Source organism: Litorimonas sp. RW-G-Af-16, from assembly GCF_048319245.1.
Classification (GTDB): Bacteria; Pseudomonadota; Alphaproteobacteria; order Caulobacterales; family Maricaulaceae; genus Litorimonas.
On sequence record NZ_CP166993.1, the window covers coordinates 657729 to 673473 of the forward strand.

General features: G+C 52.9%; 15 protein-coding genes and 1 pseudogene. 8 read left to right on the plus strand and 8 right to left on the minus strand.

The features are described from left to right. Window positions 1-2 precede the first annotated feature (2 nt). The 3 genes from rpsR to AB8615_RS03260 all read right to left on the minus strand — a co-directional run bounded on the left by rpsR (window position 3) and on the right by AB8615_RS03260 (window position 2471). The gene (gene rpsR, locus AB8615_RS03250; protein ID WP_409433510.1) at window positions 3-263 is read right to left on the minus strand and encodes a 30S ribosomal protein S18; all 261 of its coding nucleotides are present in this window, start codon (window positions 261-263) and stop codon (window positions 3-5) included. A gap of 5 nt (window positions 264-268) precedes the next feature. Beyond that, window positions 269-628, minus strand: a complete 360-nt coding sequence (rpsF, locus tag AB8615_RS03255) for a 30S ribosomal protein S6 (protein WP_409433511.1) — start codon at window positions 626-628, stop codon at window positions 269-271. A 196-nt stretch (window positions 629-824) separates the two neighbouring features. After that, the gene (locus AB8615_RS03260; protein ID WP_418152664.1) at window positions 825-2471 is read right to left on the minus strand and encodes a hypothetical protein; all 1647 of its coding nucleotides are present in this window, start codon (window positions 2469-2471) and stop codon (window positions 825-827) included. A 190-nt stretch (window positions 2472-2661) separates the two neighbouring features. On the opposite strand from AB8615_RS03260, the gene fabD reads away from it, so the two are divergent. From fabD to AB8615_RS03295, 7 genes and pseudogenes are all read left to right on the plus strand, one after another. Beyond that, window positions 2662-3606, plus strand: coding sequence for an ACP S-malonyltransferase (gene fabD / locus AB8615_RS03265; protein WP_409433513.1), 945 nt, complete (start codon window positions 2662-2664; stop codon window positions 3604-3606). Between the two features lie 2 nt (window positions 3607-3608). Beyond that, window positions 3609-4349, plus strand: a complete 741-nt coding sequence (gene fabG / locus AB8615_RS03270; RefSeq protein WP_409433514.1) for a 3-oxoacyl-[acyl-carrier-protein] reductase — start codon at window positions 3609-3611, stop codon at window positions 4347-4349. A 190-nt stretch (window positions 4350-4539) separates the two neighbouring features. Then, window positions 4540-4776 (plus strand): acyl carrier protein, encoded by a 237-nt coding sequence (locus tag AB8615_RS03275; protein ID WP_409433515.1) that lies wholly within the window; start codon window positions 4540-4542, stop codon window positions 4774-4776. A gap of 33 nt (window positions 4777-4809) precedes the next feature. Next, complete coding sequence (fabF, locus tag AB8615_RS03280; RefSeq protein WP_409433516.1) at window positions 4810-6120, plus strand: beta-ketoacyl-ACP synthase II; 1311 nt, start codon at window positions 4810-4812, stop codon at window positions 6118-6120. Then, window positions 6120-7172 (plus strand): endolytic transglycosylase MltG, encoded by a 1053-nt coding sequence (mltG, locus tag AB8615_RS03285; protein ID WP_409433517.1) that lies wholly within the window; start codon window positions 6120-6122, stop codon window positions 7170-7172. The genes fabF and mltG overlap by 1 nt, the downstream gene beginning before the upstream one ends. 14 nt (window positions 7173-7186) lie before the next feature. After that, window positions 7187-7817 (plus strand): annotated as a pseudogene (gene gmk, locus AB8615_RS03290) (guanylate kinase). Window positions 7818-7985: 168 nt separating this feature from the next. Next, complete coding sequence (locus tag AB8615_RS03295) at window positions 7986-8666, plus strand: hypothetical protein (RefSeq protein WP_409433519.1); 681 nt, start codon at window positions 7986-7988, stop codon at window positions 8664-8666. A 3-nt stretch (window positions 8667-8669) separates the two neighbouring features. Here the strand turns inward: AB8615_RS03295 and rsmA are convergent, their stop codons facing one another. From rsmA to AB8615_RS03320, 5 genes are all read right to left on the minus strand, one after another. Next, window positions 8670-9527, minus strand: coding sequence for a 16S rRNA (adenine(1518)-N(6)/adenine(1519)-N(6))-dimethyltransferase RsmA (gene rsmA / locus AB8615_RS03300; RefSeq protein WP_418152667.1), 858 nt, complete (start codon window positions 9525-9527; stop codon window positions 8670-8672). Next, entirely contained in the window at window positions 9514-10518 is a 1005-nt protein-coding gene (gene pdxA, locus AB8615_RS03305; protein WP_409434117.1) for a 4-hydroxythreonine-4-phosphate dehydrogenase PdxA, read from the minus strand. The genes rsmA and pdxA overlap by 14 nt, the downstream gene beginning before the upstream one ends. Window positions 10519-10536: 18 nt before the next feature. Then, window positions 10537-11820, minus strand: a complete 1284-nt coding sequence (locus tag AB8615_RS03310) for a peptidylprolyl isomerase (protein WP_409433521.1) — start codon at window positions 11818-11820, stop codon at window positions 10537-10539. 102 nt (window positions 11821-11922) lie between these two features. Continuing rightward, complete coding sequence (locus AB8615_RS03315) at window positions 11923-13017, minus strand: LptF/LptG family permease (RefSeq protein ID WP_409433522.1); 1095 nt, start codon at window positions 13015-13017, stop codon at window positions 11923-11925. Beyond that, the gene (locus AB8615_RS03320; RefSeq protein ID WP_409433523.1) at window positions 13014-14168 is read right to left on the minus strand and encodes an LptF/LptG family permease; all 1155 of its coding nucleotides are present in this window, start codon (window positions 14166-14168) and stop codon (window positions 13014-13016) included. The genes AB8615_RS03315 and AB8615_RS03320 overlap by 4 nt, the downstream gene beginning before the upstream one ends. 119 nt (window positions 14169-14287) lie before the next feature. On the opposite strand from AB8615_RS03320, the gene AB8615_RS03325 reads away from it, so the two are divergent. Further along, window positions 14288-15742 (plus strand): leucyl aminopeptidase, encoded by a 1455-nt coding sequence (locus tag AB8615_RS03325; protein ID WP_409433524.1) that lies wholly within the window; start codon window positions 14288-14290, stop codon window positions 15740-15742. The last annotated feature ends 3 nt before the right edge of the window (window positions 15743-15745 follow it).

The window sequence follows — 15745 nt, forward strand, 5'->3', positions numbered from 1 at the left end:
TCCTACTTCACTTCATAGGGCAGAAGGCCCAGAAAGCGTGCGCGTTTGATGGCTTGCGCCAGCTTGCGCTGTTTCTTGTGAGAGACAGCCGTAATGCGTGACGGGGCGATTTTGCCTTTTTCAGACATATAACGCTGTAGCATTTTTGGGTCTTTATAGTCGATTGCAATGGCGTTATCGCCAGAGAATGGACAGACTTTGCGACGACGACGGAACGATGTCCGTGACGGCAGGTTTTCAATTTTCAACTGATCTTTGGCCATGGGTCCTAGTCCTCACGCTTATTGTCGCGACGCTTGCGCTCTTCGCGTTTTTTCAAAATAGCTGACGGTTCGTCAGAGAATTCGTCGACGCGGATCGACATATAACGCAGAATATCTTCGTTAATGCGGTGCGTGCGCTCGATTTCGAGAACGACAGACGGCTCTGCATTGACTTTCAGGAGCGAATAATGCGCCTTCCGGTTTTTGTTCATGCGGTAAGCCAGATTACGCAGACCCCAATATTCAGCACCTTCAACAGTGCCGCCCATATTTTCGATCTTTGTGGCAAGGTTTTGGACGAATTCTTCCACTTGGTTGGAAGAGATGTCCGGACGTGAAATAACCACGTGCTCGTAGAGAGACATAATAGTCCTTCATTTTTATGAAAACGGCGCAGGAGGCTCGTGAAGGCGAAACTCTAGCGATGGCTCTTATTTCAGGGTCTGACCCCATGCCAGACAAGATAAAATAAGACCGTTTCCGGTGAATGGCGGGCTTATACAGGGATATGACGCAGGTTCAAGCGCTTAATTCAGGCGCGAGTGTCTCGCGCGGCGGGGGTTAACCGATGTCGTTACGCAGGCCGAGTTTGAACTCGGTGACTTGATCCATAATATCGTCGTCTGACAGATCGCTAAACTCATCTGGATTGTAGTCTGCGCGTTCTGTCAGCGGAGCAAATTGATCTTCACCGGGGGATCGTGGCGCGGGCTGAATATCAGGCGTTTCGGCGGGTGGACTGCTGCTACGGCGTGCTTGCGACACGGTCAGCGCAGTCGCGACATCGCGGTAGCGGCGGTCAAAATCGGTCACGTCCTGCTTTGTTTTTAGGAGCTCGCTTTGCGCTTGATCCAGTTGATAGGCTTGCTGCGTGATCGTGCTTTCGAGGCGTTCCCGCTCAAGGTCTTGGGCCGTCCGAATTTTGCGCAGCTCGGTAACGTCACGCGCGGCATTACGTATGATCTCGTCTTTAATATCGAGTTGTTTTTGCAAAGCATCAATTTTGCCCTGCATTGCGATGATCTCGTCTTCGCGCGCAATCATGTTGAATTCATATTGCGTTTTGAAGTTTCGGATTTCCTCATGAAGCGTGACCATCTCACCCTTCATTTGGTTGTTTTGTAGCTGCGCATGATCAAGAGCGTTGCGCAGATCAATATTCTCTGATTGTGCGCCTTGGGCGGTCTGGCGGAACTCTTCGGCATCAACGGCGAGCGAGTCTGCAACTTTTTTGGCTTCGATATAGCCAGACTGCTTCTCTTCAAAGCTGACTGACATCTCAACGAGTTTCTGGCGCAGGATTTCATTTTCGCGCTTTTCCACATCGAGCGAATTTTCAGCGCGTTCAGCGGCCAGCGCACTGCGTTCCCCGTTCTCGCGGGCTGTTTTGAGCATACGCTCAAACTCGCGCAATGAGTTGGTTGCCAAGGCTAACTTGCCTTGCACCTCATCAAACACAGCATTGCGCTCTGAGAGACGGCGCTGGTGGTTCTCCAGATCAGCCTCTAAAATTTGCACCTTGCGCAGCTTGTCCGTGATCTCGGCTTCAAGCGTACGATTACGGGCTTTCAGGCGGCGATTTTCAGGCTCAAGGCGGTTGAGAAGCGAGAAGTCAACTTCGGCTCGTTCGACAAAAGCGGTGAGATTCTCAATCCGCTTTTGCGCTCTGCGGTACAATTCTTCGCCGCTTTGAATATCTGCTGAAATGCGGGCCACATCTAGGCGCATCGCATTGAGGTCTGCCCCTTCTTCACGCGTAAAGGCAGACGGAATTTTCACGTCTAGCGCTTTCGTGGTCTCGCGCTCGGCTTGCATTTGCGACGCCGTATTCGTGTGTGGATTTGTCAGGGGAGACACATCAATCCGCTCTGTTTTCTGACCAAGATTGGCAGAAAAACGAGGTTCACGATAATCACTTGCGCTGTCTTGCAGGAAATTCATCGCAGTGTCGCGCGAGGGCGTATCTGCATTTTGCGATACGTCATATTGATCTGCGTCAGAGCTGTGATCTTTTGCAATATCGGAGGTGTCGTCTAGTTTAGTATTCAGAGCTTCAGCCTCTGCTTCCAACTGTCGCCATGTATCGAGCAAATTCTCTTTCTGCGTCGAAGGGTCAGCTTGCTCGGCCATCGCATCTGCAAGGTCTTGCTTAACAGCCTCACGTTTTTCGCGCGCTGACTTATTCTCGGTTTTTTTGAAAAAGCGCATTCTACGCGAATCCCCTACATCTAACTCAACTATGGGTTAGGTTGACGTGGTTAACAAGGCGTAAAACTTGGGCGTCAAACTCCACTATTTCATACAAAAAAGGCTATGTTTTTCGGTATTTCAAGAATTAAGCGTTGACCTTCCCGCCCCAAGCTAGCAGCTTGTTAAGACGTTATTATTTGAGGGTTTTATGGCGTTTGCATTTACATTTCCTGGTCAAGGCTCCCAATCCATTGGCATGGGCAAAGATTTGGCCGAAGCTTTTCCGAACGCCCGCCACATATTTGAAGAAGTCGATGATGCTTTGCGACAAAAGCTCTCGCATTTAATGTGGGAGGGACCGATCGAAGACCTTAGCCTGACAACCAATACGCAACCCGCGCTAATGGCATCGTCTATCGCGGCCATGACAGTTCTGGCCAAGGATTTTGGTATTGATGTTGCAGAAGCGAAATATGCGGCGGGCCATTCGCTGGGCGAGTACTCGGCGCTCTGCGCAGCGGGCGTGATCAATTTGCGCGACACGGCGAAATTGCTTCGCATTCGTGGGGACGCGATGCAAAACGCCGTGCCTGTCGGTAAAGGCGCTATGGCGGCTTTGCTGGGGGCTTCTGTAGAGGACGCAGAAGCCGCTGCCGCTGCGGGCGCGAAACACGGCATTTGCCAAATCGCCAATGACAACGCCACGGGACAGATCGTGCTATCGGGCGAGACAGACGCTGTTCAAGCGGCTTGCGACGCCGCGACAGAGATGGGCGTGAAAAAGGCGATGATGCTCAATGTTTCAGCGCCGTTTCATTGCGATATTATGTCGCCAGCAGCTGACGCCATGCGGGGTGCGCTGGCTGATGTGACTTTTAATACGCCGTCTGTTCCGATCATCAATAATGTGCAAGCCATGCCCGTTACCGATCCAGAGCAACTGAAAAATGACCTCATCGCACAGGTGACAGGCCGTGTGCGTTGGCGCGAATCGATTGAGTGGATGGCAGCAAACGGAATTGAGACATTTGCTGAGCCAGGCACTGGTAAAGTCCTGACCGCGATGCTGAAGCGCATAGTCAAAGACATCAAAGGCGTCGCCCTGAATTCACCTGAAAGCCTTGAGGCTTTCGCCAAAGAGATAAAAGGATAGTTATGTTTGATTTAAGCGGAAAACGCGCCTTGGTAACGGGTGCAACGGGCGGCCTCGGCGGTGAAATCGCGCGTATCTTGCATGCGCAGGGCGCAACAGTGGCTCTATCAGGGACACGCGCTGAAAAGCTTGAAGGACTGGCGAGCGAGCTAGGTGAGCGGGCATATGTTGTGCCGTGTAACCTGGCTGACGGGGATGCTGTTGACGCGTTGCCCAAGGCAGCGGAAGAGGCCATGGGTGGGGCAGTGGACATATTGATCGCCAATGCGGGTATCACGCGCGATGGACTTCTGATGCGGATGAAGCAAGAGGACTGGGATTTGGTGCAAAAAGTCAATTTGGAAGCCTATTTCCGCCTCTCCAAGGCCTGTCTGCGGTCGATGATGAAGGCGCGTTGGGGGCGAATCATTGGCATTACATCCATTGTCGGCGTGACTGGAAACCCAGGACAGACCAATTATGCAGCGTCCAAAGCAGGCATGATCGGCTTCTCTAAATCCCTCGCCCAAGAGGTGGCAACACGCGGAATTACAGTCAACTGCATCGCGCCGGGTTTCATTAGCTCGCCCATGACGGACGAGTTAAATGACGCGCAGAGAGAGGCGACATTGGCTAAAATTCCCGCTGCTAGACTAGGGACAGGCGCAGAAATTGCGTCTGCCGCGCTTTATCTTTCGAGTGAAGAAGCGGGCTATGTCACGGGGCAAACACTGCATGTCAACGGAGGTATGGCGATGATCTAGTGCGAACTGGGTCTGGCTTAGCACGTAAAATAAACCCTGATATTGACGGGTATATGTGCTAGTCAGGCTAAGAATCGTGTGCTAGGCCGCGCTTCGATTGCGCAGGGGGTTGCTTTTTTGACATATCGCCCCATTTACTGTGCCTAACCCCGAAAAGATTATCTTTCGGAAATAAAACAAAGGAAAACCTATGTCAGACGTATTAGCCCGCGTAAAAAAAATGGTCGTGGAACATCTGGATGTGGAAGAAGATAAAGTGACTGATAAAGCTCACTTCATCGACGATTTGGGCGCAGACAGCCTCGACAATGTCGAACTCGTCATGGCGTTTGAAGAAGAATTCGATATCGAAATCCCAGACGACGCCGCAGAGCATATTCAAACTGTCGGCGACGCCGTTAAGTTTATCTCTTCTAAAGTCGACTAGGCTTATTCCTTAACCGAACTAAAGGGGAGCCCTATGCGTAGACGCGTTGTTGTCACAGGTTTAGGGCTCGTCACTCCGGTAGGGTGCGGTGTTGATACCGCATGGAAGAACATCCTGGCGTCAAAGTCGGGAGCTTCCAAAATTGAACATTTCGATGTCAGCGATATTGCGTGCAAAGTCGCTGCCATCATCCCTCGCGCCGATGGGCGCGGCCCCAAGTTTTTTGCGGGCTCACCTGATCAATCAGGCATTTTCAACCCAGATGATGTGATGAGTAAGCGCGATGCGAAACGCATTGACGACTTCATTCTCTATTCAATCGCGGCAGCCGACGAAGCACTAGCTGATGCGGGTTGGAATCCATCAGAGGTGTCTGAGACAGCACAGGAACGCACTGGCGTCTTGATGGGGTCAGGTATCGGTGGTCTCGCCACGACATATGATAATTCTATACTCTTGCACGAAAAAGGGCCGCGGCGTTTGTCGCCCTTCGTTGTGCCTGCCATGCTAATCAATTTGTCGTCTGGCCAAATCTCAATCCGCCACGGTCTCAAAGGCCCGAACCATTCCGTTGTGACGGCCTGCGCAACAGGGGCTCACGCGATCGGAGATGCAGGCCGCTTGATCGCCTATGGCGATGCGGATGTTATGGTCGCGGGCGGCGGCGAGGCCTCGATTTGTCGCCTGGGTATTGCAAGTTTTGTCGCCTGTCGCGCCATGACGACAGGGTTTAACGATACACCTGAAAAAGCCTCTCGTCCTTATGACAAAGACCGCGACGGATTTCTAATGGGGGAGGGCGCCGGCGCTGTTGTTCTGGAAGAATACGAACACGCGAAAGCGCGCGGTGCAACGATTTATGCCGAACTGGCTGGCTATGGCCTATCCGGCGACGCTTACCACATTACTAGCCCTGCGCCTGAAGGCGAAGGGGGTCATCGCGCGATGAAAGCGGCGTTAAAGGACTCAGGTCTCGCGGCCACTGATATTGGCTATGTCAACGCGCACGGCACCTCCACTCCGATGGGTGACGAATTAGAAATCAAAGCCGTTGAGACATTGCTCGGCGATCATGCGAAAAATGTGAAAATGTCCTCGACCAAGTCTGCAACAGGGCATCTGCTCGGCGCGGCGGGCGCGATTGAAGCCATCTTCTCAATCCTTGCTTTGCGCGATCACATCGCGCCGCCCACGCTGAACTTGGATAATCCATCCGTCGATACGCCCCTCGACTTGGTGCCGCACTCGCCCAAGCCGTTTGAGGGTAAGGCGGTGATGTCTAACTCATTTGGCTTTGGCGGAACGAATGCGGCTGTCATCTTTAAGCAACTGCCCGAAGGATAGTGTCAGCGCCACCGAAGACATCGCCGACATTCACGAAGCCGCAAAAGCGGTGGCTTGGTATTATCGGACTAGCCGCGATCCTGACATTTTTTGGCGCGCTCTTGCTGGCAACATATGCCGCTGTGAATTATAAATATGAACGCGCGCAAAGATCAGACGCAGCTCCTATGGTATTCACGGTACCCAAGGGTGCAGGCCTATCTTCCATCGCCACTCGTTTGGAACAAAACGAACTGATCGATAGCGCTTTCGTCTTCAAATTGGTCACGAAATTGCGGGGGAATGAGGCCAATTTCAAAGCGGGCGAATTCTTGGTTGACCCCAAATTATCAATGGCAGGCGTCTATGACGCGCTCGCCAATGGTAAGGCTGTGCTATATCCCTTCACCGCGCCAGAGGGGCTGACATCGGCGATGATTGTGCGCTCGCTAGACGGTGTTCCCACGCTGATAGATGATGATCCTGCTGTGCCGCCAGAAGGCACACTATTGCCTGAAACATACCTCACACCGCGCGGCATGAAACAGTCTGAACTGTTGCAGAAAATGGCCTTGGCACAAAAGCAGTTGCTAGATGATTTGTGGGATAATCGCGCACCAAACCTGCCAATTAAAACCAGAGCTGAAGCGATTATATTGGCGTCCGTCGTCGAAAAAGAAACGGGCGTTGGCATGGAGCGAGGCAAGGTCGCGGGCGTGTTCACGAACCGCTTGCGCATTGGTATGCGTTTGCAATCTGATCCAACGATTATTTACGGCGTGTCGCGCGGCGAAATCCTTTTGAATAAGGCGGGCAAACGCCGTGGCATTTACCGGTCCGAGATTGACCGAAAAACGGACTGGAATACATACCAAATTGACGGCTTGCCCAAGACGGCGATTTGCAATCCAGGGGCAGACGCTATCCGCGCGGTCCTTAACCCAGACGAGACGGATGCGTTGTTCTTTGTGGCGGACGGCACTGGCGGTCACGCCTTTGCCAAGACACTGGCAGAGCATGAACGGAACGTCGCCAAATGGCGAAAAATTGAGCGGGAGCGGCGACAGAGATGAGTGCTTTAGAGACAATGAAAGCCAACCGGCGCGGCCTTATGATTGTGCTATCCTCGCCAAGCGGGGCGGGTAAGACGACCCTGACGCGACAACTGCTGGCGAGTGATCCTGACTTGACCATGAGTGTGTCTGCGACCACGCGTAAACCGCGCCCTGGCGAGGTCGAAGGTAAGGATTACTATTTTGTCTCAAAGGAAAAATTCGCCGAATTAGAGAGCAATGTCGAGTTTCTGGAACACGCTAAAGTTTTCGATAATTTTTACGGCACACCGCGCGGCCCTGTCGAAGATGCGTTAGAGGATGCTCGCGACGTGATCTTTGATATTGATTGGCAAGGGGCGCAGCAACTGACGCAGGCGTGCCGCTGATGATTTGGTCAAAATTTTCATCCTCCCGCCCAATATGCGAGAGTTAGAAAAGCGCCTTAAAACGCGGGCGCAGGATAGCGACAGCGTCATTGCCAAACGCATGAGCAAATCGGAAGCCGAGATCAGTCATTGGGCGGAATATGACTATGTGATCGTCAATGAAGACCTTGATACTGCGCTGCAAGAAGTGCGGAGTATTATTGCCGCTGAACGCATGCGCCGCCGTCGCCAGCCATGGTTGGGCGGGTTCGTCAAAAGTTTGATCAGTGGTGGTTAATGCGGGCCTAATTCTAGGCTAACCAAATCTCAAACCTCGTCTGGTATTTGGCGAGGAATGTTGTGGATCGTATTTAGTTTTTTCATTGGGTTTACACTCTTAATCGCGTGCAGCGCGACCACAGTTGAGGGCGATCGACTCTCGAAAGCAATTTCTGTTGTCACTTTTATGCCAGCCCTGATTTACGGCAAGCGGGCGCTCCAAGGTGACCCCGCAAGTGTCGAATTTGTTGAAGCTATTATGTCTTATAATCTCGTCTATTTTGTAGGCGGGATCGTGTTTGCGGGCCTCTGGATTATGGCGGGCGAAGGCGTGTTTCATCACCTTGCCGACTGGGCCAGCCGCAATATTCGCCCCCTGAAAGGACGAACGCAGCAGAGCTATATCAATCATGTCGCCACACAACCTACTCGCCCCTACACAGCTCCCACGTCTTACGGCAATACTTTAGTTGGGACATCCACGAATTACTTACGTGACCACGACCTCGATTTGCGCACGCAAACCCTGATCAAGCTGAGCTATTATGCGTGTAGCCAAGCGAATAACGCTCTGCTGTCCACCTTAGAGAAAACACAAAATTGCGCCTATGGACAGCGGCAAAAGAACTTTCAAACCTTGATCTCGTCCATATCGACCCGACCGAATTTGAAGCAAATTATCCGTCCTTTTAAGAAAGCCGAGAGTCACCATGTCCGCGCCATGATGAGCCTGTTCACAGAGTTATGTGAATTGGCGAGAGTCAGCCGCAATACGGATGACGCGACGATGGGGCGACTGATCAAAATTGGGAGGGTGTTGGGCTTATCCGATGAGGATATGGGGACGGCGATCCACCAACTAGGTTAGCTGCTATTTAACAGTCTCGACCAATGTTTGGAACTCTGAAACTTGCAGAGTTTCTGGCCGCGCTTGCGGGTCAATGCCGCAGCTTTCCAACCACGCGATTAAATCTAAATCATGCCGCTTGGCAAAACTCTTGAGTGAAGCGCGGAGCATCTTGCGGCGCTGCCCGAAAGCCGCTTGGGTTAACTCGCCCAACATTTTCAATTTGGGAAAAGGTTGCTCTAGCGGGCGCAGCACGACAACTGCACTGTCTACTTTGGGCGGGGGCGTAAAGGCGCGGGCGGGAATTTCAAATGCAATATGCGCACTCGCAACGCTTTGGCAGAGGATAGCCAAGCGGCCATAGGCGCTTTCGCCCGGTGCAGCGCAGACACGTTCTGCGACTTCTTTTTGAAACATCAATACCATCTGGTCCCAAAATAAAGGGTCAGCCGTGATCCAATTTACCAGCATTTTCGTGCCGACATTATAGGGCAAGTTCGCCACAATTTTGCGCGGCGCGGGCAGCTCTTTGGCGATGTTCACAGCCAAGGCATCTGCTTGCAAAACACGGAGCCGACCCCCTGTGACAGGGGCCATATCTGTGTTCAGATTGGCAAAGCGTTCGTCCATTTCAATCGCCAGTACTTCCGCCGCATCAGCGTCGAGCAAGGACCGCGTTAACCCGCCTGAGTCTGGGCCAATTTCGGCGACATGTACGCCGTTCAGTGGCGCGGCGAGGCTGGCGATTTTGTCAGTGATATTGCGGTCGAGCAAAAAATGCTGCCCGAGCTTTTTATCCGCATAGAGATTGTTCTGCCGCAATAAATCCGAGAGCGCGGGGAGGGTGTCCCATAATTTACCCGACGATTTACTGGACGGCATGAGAGGCTCTTTGATTGGCGATCTGTCGTGCGGTTTTGATCGCCGCTATCAGGCTGTCAGGACGTGCCACGCCTTGCCCTGCAATACCAAAAGCTGTGCCGTGATCGGGGGAGGTGCGCACAATCGGAAGCCCCAAAGTGATGTTAACGCCGCCGTGAAAGTCTAGCGTTTTTACAGGGATGAGTCCCTGATCATGATACATGGCCAACACAGCATCATAGCCTTGTCGGGCGTCAGAATGAAACAAGGTGTCAGCAGGTTGGGCGTCCGTGACCTCGTGCCCTAGGGCGCGGAGTTTGGCCGCTGCGGGGTTGATGATGTCTATTTCTTCCCGCCCCAAAGCGCCGCCTTCGCCCGCATGCGGGTTGAGGCCTGTCAGCGCGAGGCGTGGCTTAGCTATGCCGAAATCGGTTGTCAAAGCGCCGAGCATCACTTTGGCCGTGCGAATAATCGTATCTTCGGATAGGCTTAATGCTGCGACTTGGAGCGCAATGTGGACGGTCACAAGTCCAACGCGCAAATCTTGCGCGGCCAGCATCATGACAGGCCCAGCATCATAGGGCGCATCGTGCCCCATGCATAAATGCCCGAGATATTCCGTGTGTCCGGGAAAGCTAAACCCAGCTTTGTAGAGAATGTCTTTGGCGATGGGACACGTCACGAGGCCCGCCGCTTGCCCGTCTAAACAGAGCGACACACCGCGTTCAATACTGCTCGTAATCGCAGGTGCATGGGCGGGGTCGGCTTGGCCCGCATTGGCCGCCAAGCCGTCTATGGCGATGATGGGAAGAGCAGATGCGAAGATCGAATTTGCTTGTTGAGGTGCGTCAATGATCTGGCACGGAACGCGGCCTTCAAACACTGCGGGGGGTGCAATAACCGCAAAGGCCAAATGAGATTGTCCTCGCAAAGCCTCCCAAGCCTTGATCGTGATTTCCGGACCTATACCTGCAGGGTCGCCCATGGAGACGACAAGTGGATTAGGGCTCAACGATCGCATGGAGAGCGGCTAGCGCACCACCAACGTGGCTTTACGGCGAAGATCGCGGAGGTGACGGCGAGAGGCTTGCGCCAGCTGTTGATCCATCAAGCGATTTTCGATTTCGTCGCGCGTTGGAATTTCTGATCCCGTAGCTTCGCGGGCGCAGATCAAAATTGATGTCGCGCCAGAGGGGCGTTCAATCGGATCAGAAAGCTGGCCTACATCAGTCGCAGCGAGCAGGGCGAGAACTTCATCCGACAACTCGGATGATTTCAACTCACCCATATCGGCAGCGCTAAGGTCCTCGATTTCTGCAACATCAGCGACGAGCGTGTCGCAAGAGGTGAGCGTATCACGCAGCGAAATAAGTCTGCTCTTCGCGGCTTCTAAATCCTCATTTTCGACTGTCACCTGACGCAATTTATAGAGCGTTTCAGCCTCAGACACTTTTTTATCAAGCAATGCCACGACATAGACGCCGCCAGGTGTTTGGATCGGTGTCGACAGGGCGCCAACTTCCATCTGAGTGATGGCTTGATCGATTTCAGGGCGCAGCTCGCCTTCGCGAATCCAACCAATGTCGCCGCCTTTGGCCGCAGACGGAGCCGAGGAGAATTGTTGCGCCAATAGTGGGAAGGGCGCACCCTCTTTGACTTGTTGTATCATCGCATTGGCGCCTTCCATCGCACCGTCCATACCGCCAATATCAGGTGACGCCTCGATGTAGATTTCAGCCACTCGGAAGTTTGGCTTAGACGCATTGGCCGTCAGACGGTTGAGCGTTTCGTCGATCTGCGCATCTGTAATGCGGATGCGAGAACCGAACAAACCATTCGTGATTCGCTGCCACGCAATTTCTGAACGTACCTGATCCCGGAGTGTTTCAATCGACACACCTGCTGCGGCTAATCTTCCAACGACTTCGTTTGGGTCAAGCCCGTTGCGACCAAAGAGGCGGGCAACGGACTGATTGATTTCTTCGTCCGAAATAGATTGATCATAACGCTCAGCCTCTTGCATCTGAAGGTGCTCATCTACCAGATTGCGGATGGCTTGTTGTTGGATACGAGCCAAGCTAGCCTCATCACGCGGCGCCCCCGTTGTGGCGAGCATAAACAAGACGCGCTGTCGCAAATCATGGGTCGTGACGATGTCGCTATTGACCACAGCGGCAATCCCGTGCGGCGTCGTGCTTTGCGCATTTGCCGTCACAGCGAAGCTGCAAGTCAATGTGAAGAGTATCGCCAGAAGGCTGCGTTTCAAATTCATCATAGGATCGGTCCGGTTATCCCTAAAGGTCGTAGTCGCCATAGGGGCGTTATAGGGCTTTTTCGCCTCAGCGCAATTCGCAAAGGCGGCTTATATTTAGCGAAGTTTTTGGGCTGATTGTATTAACTTTCGGTCAGAGTGCAGCTAGCCGTCCTCGATTTTTGATAGATAGGCGATGCCCGCAAATAGGACAAGCAGGGGAATAGACCAGGACGCCACCATGACAGGCAGGGTCGCAACCTCGCCAAAGGCGCTAATGACGCTATCCGCGAAGAACACGGCAAAGCCCAGAGCAGCGCCAGAGATCAGGAGACGCAACGTCCCACCCTGACGGGTTAGGTGCATGGAAACGCCCGCCGCAATAAACGTCATGGCTATCAGCATAATCGGTAAGGCGAGCAAACGGTTGAACTGCATCCGCAGACCTCTGGCGGAAAAACCAGCCCGCTCATTATCTCGCACAGCGGCAGGGATTTCCCAAAATGGCGGTGTTGTAGTCGTTTTGGCTTGAGCCTGTAGGTCGTCCAATGTGATCGTCGTGGGCAGCGAGATTGTCAGATGTCGCTGCGTGACCTCGCCAGGCGCATTTTCAATCACGTCATTTAACTGCCAGTAATCGCGAGTCACTAGCTCGGCAGATTTTGCGTCAAAGCGCCGCGCAAATTGAGTTGCCCCGTCTGGCAGGACTTGCAACTGATAAAAGACAGGCGCGTCGAGTGTTTTCTCCGTCAAGTTTACCCGCTTCGCATGGATCACGGTTTGGAAAATATCTGTGCCTTCGCGCAACCAGATGTCTTTGACTTCGACGGGCTCGCCTGCATTGCTCCATTTGATCATTTGCGCGTCTTGGTAGGAAAGCATTTTGGACGCCAAAGGATTGGCAATCGCTGACCACATTATGCCAAGCACCGCTGTGACCCATAAGGCGGGCCGTAAGAAACGCCAAGCGGATAGACCAGATGCGCGCAGTACGATGAGTTCAGAGCGGCGGTTCATCCCGTAAAGCGCTCCCATTACACCAAATAGCACCACAAAGGGGATCGTCTGCTCGACGAATTTTGGCGCTTTTAGTAACGTCAAAAACAGGAGTTGCAGCGAAGTAATCCCGCTATCACTGCCCAGATTGCGAGAGCCTTCGACGAAGTCGACGAGCATGATAATCGCTGTGACAATGATAAATGCGACACCAATCCCGCGCAAAACGCGCCCAGCGATATATCGGTTGAGAGTGGAAATCACGTGGCAAGACTCGCAGCAGTGCTGTGCTTGTCATAATTGCGCTGCGCCCGCGTCGTGCCCAGACGAAAGGCTCGTTTCTTAGACAAAAGATAGACGATGCATATAGCAGCCAATATAATTGGTAGCGCATATTGTGCTGCGTTTAGTCCCAGGTCGCCCTCGGCTGCTGATGTCAGGGCAAAGCCCGCGAGTCGTACTCCAAACCCGATGACAGCGCAGATGGCAATGCGCTTGCCATAGCCTAATCTTTGATGCTCGCCGCGCACCAAAAAACAAAGCGCCAAGAGGGTCAGCGCCACATTATAGATGGGCGATGACAGCCGAGCGTGACCTTCTGCGGCCAAATCCCGCTTGAAATTAGACGTGATATATTCGCGGGGGTCAGGGCGCAGTAATTCATGTAAAAAGCGATCAGAGGCTTTGAGGCGCAGCACATTATCAATCGCCATGACTTCCGATAAATCCAGCACATAATCGTCAAACCCCACAACATCTAGTGATCCATCAGACAACATTTGTTGTACGGAGCCATCAGTCAAAACCAGAGCGGCTGAGGTATTGGAACGCTGCACATATCCTGATTTTGCCGTGTGCGTGATTGCCCCGTTTTTGTCTCGCCCGTCATGGATCAGAACGTCTCGCAGTTTCCCGTCTGAGGATATGTCGCGCGCATAGACCGTTAGCTTGGGTGCGGGTGTAATGAAGTCTCCGGCCTGCACCATCTGGCTCGCAATATCTGTGCGGACTTTCAGGATTTCCCCCCGCATCTCTCGAAAGGATAGCGGTTGTAAGACGAGGTTGATAATCAGGTGCGCTATCAACGCATACACACCCAGACGCAGCACAGGCGACGCGATCTGCCACGGCGAAAAGCCAGCCGCCTTCGCGACGATTAACTCACTATCCATATTCAATCGATTAAGCGCGTAAAGCGTTGCCATGAAAACGGCCAGCGGCATGATGATCCCAATTAATTGTGGCAGCGCCAGCAGTGTAATGTAGAAAAACGTCAGCGCACTTTGACGATTCTCAACAATCAAATCGAGCGTCTGTAAGCTTTGGGTCAACAGGGCAAGCGCGGATAAAGCCGTTAGGGCCAGAACAAGCGGCCCTAAAACTTGTTTCCAGAAATATCTCTGCAATACTTGCATGAAAAATGAGGCCCTTTGCCACTTTTGGCGCGTATAAAATAAGCACACACCAGACTTTGGTCTTCTAATACAGCTCCCAGTGGTTTACCAGACAAGTCACAGAAAATGAGGAAACATTCATGAACGTCACTTTTGTTAAAGCCGCCCCCGCAAAATCTGGAGCAGCACTCGTTATTTCAAACGCAGTGGAGGGTAGCGCTTACAGCAGCGACGCCGTCTCGGCTGCCGCCAAAGCGTCAGGCTTTGCCGCGAAAGCTGGCGATAAGTTTTCGACCTATGCGATGAGCGGTGCGAAAGCGGTCAATTTGACTGTCATGGCGCGCGGCAAAGCTGACACATTTGATTATGAAATGAGCGCGGCGCGGTGGGTAAAATCTCTGCGGGGATCAGGGGAAACTGCGCTGACGATCCATTTAGACGGCACAGACGCAACCCCTGATGACGCCGCGCGGGTCGCTCTCGGCGCACGCTTGGCAGGCTATGTCTTTGACCGCCGTAAATCTGACGCGACGAAATCCAAAAAGCCAAAGTTTAAGACACTGAAAATCGCGTGTGATAATCCGAATGCGGCCAAGAAGTCTTACGATAATTATTACGGCCCCGTGGGCGACGGGCAAATCCTCGCGCGGGATCTGGTCAATGAGCCGCCCAATGTGATTTACCCAAAGGCATATGCGGCAGAAATCAAGAAGCTAACGGAGTTTGGTTTGTCAGTTGAAATCCTTGGCGAAAAGAAGATGAAATCGCTTGGTATGAACGCGCTTCTGGGCGTCGGTCTTGGTTCCCCGCGCGAAAGCCAAATGGTCATTATGCGTTGGAATGGCGGCAAAAAGGGTGCGAAACCTGCATGTCTCGTCGGCAAGGGCGTGACATTTGATACGGGCGGTATCTCGCTCAAACCAGGTGCGAATATGTGGGATATGAAAGGCGATATGGGCGGCTCTGCTGCCGTGGTCGGCGCAATGTGCGCGCTTGCGAAACGCAAAGCAAAAGCCAATGTTGTTGGCATTGTTGGCTTAGTGGAAAACATGCCTGACGGCCTCGCGCAACTCCCAGGCGATATTGTGACATCTATGTCGGGTCAAACGATTGAAGTGCAGAATACAGATGCTGAGGGCCGCTTGGTTCTGGCAGACGCGCTGCATTATGCCGTCACGAAATATAAGCCAACTGCGATGATTGATCTGGCCACACTGACGGGCGCAATCATCGTCGCGCTCGGTGATGAATATGCGGGTTTGTTTTCCAACAATGATGACTTGGCTTCGCAGATCATGGCGGCGTCAGACACATCAACGGACAAAACGTGGCGCTTCCCGCTCGCGAAAGCTTACGACAAGATGCTCGACAGCCCCAATGCGGATATGAAGAATATTGGCGGCCGCGCGGCTGGCTCTATCACAGCGGCGCAATTCCTGCAGCGCTTCGTCGGCAAAGACACGCCTTGGGCGCATCTGGACATTGCTGGTACAGGCATGAAAAACGGCAGCAAAGACCCCCGAGAACCCACATTCGGCACAGGTTTTGGCGTGCGTCTGCTCAACCGTTGGATCGCGGATAACCACGAATCGTAATTT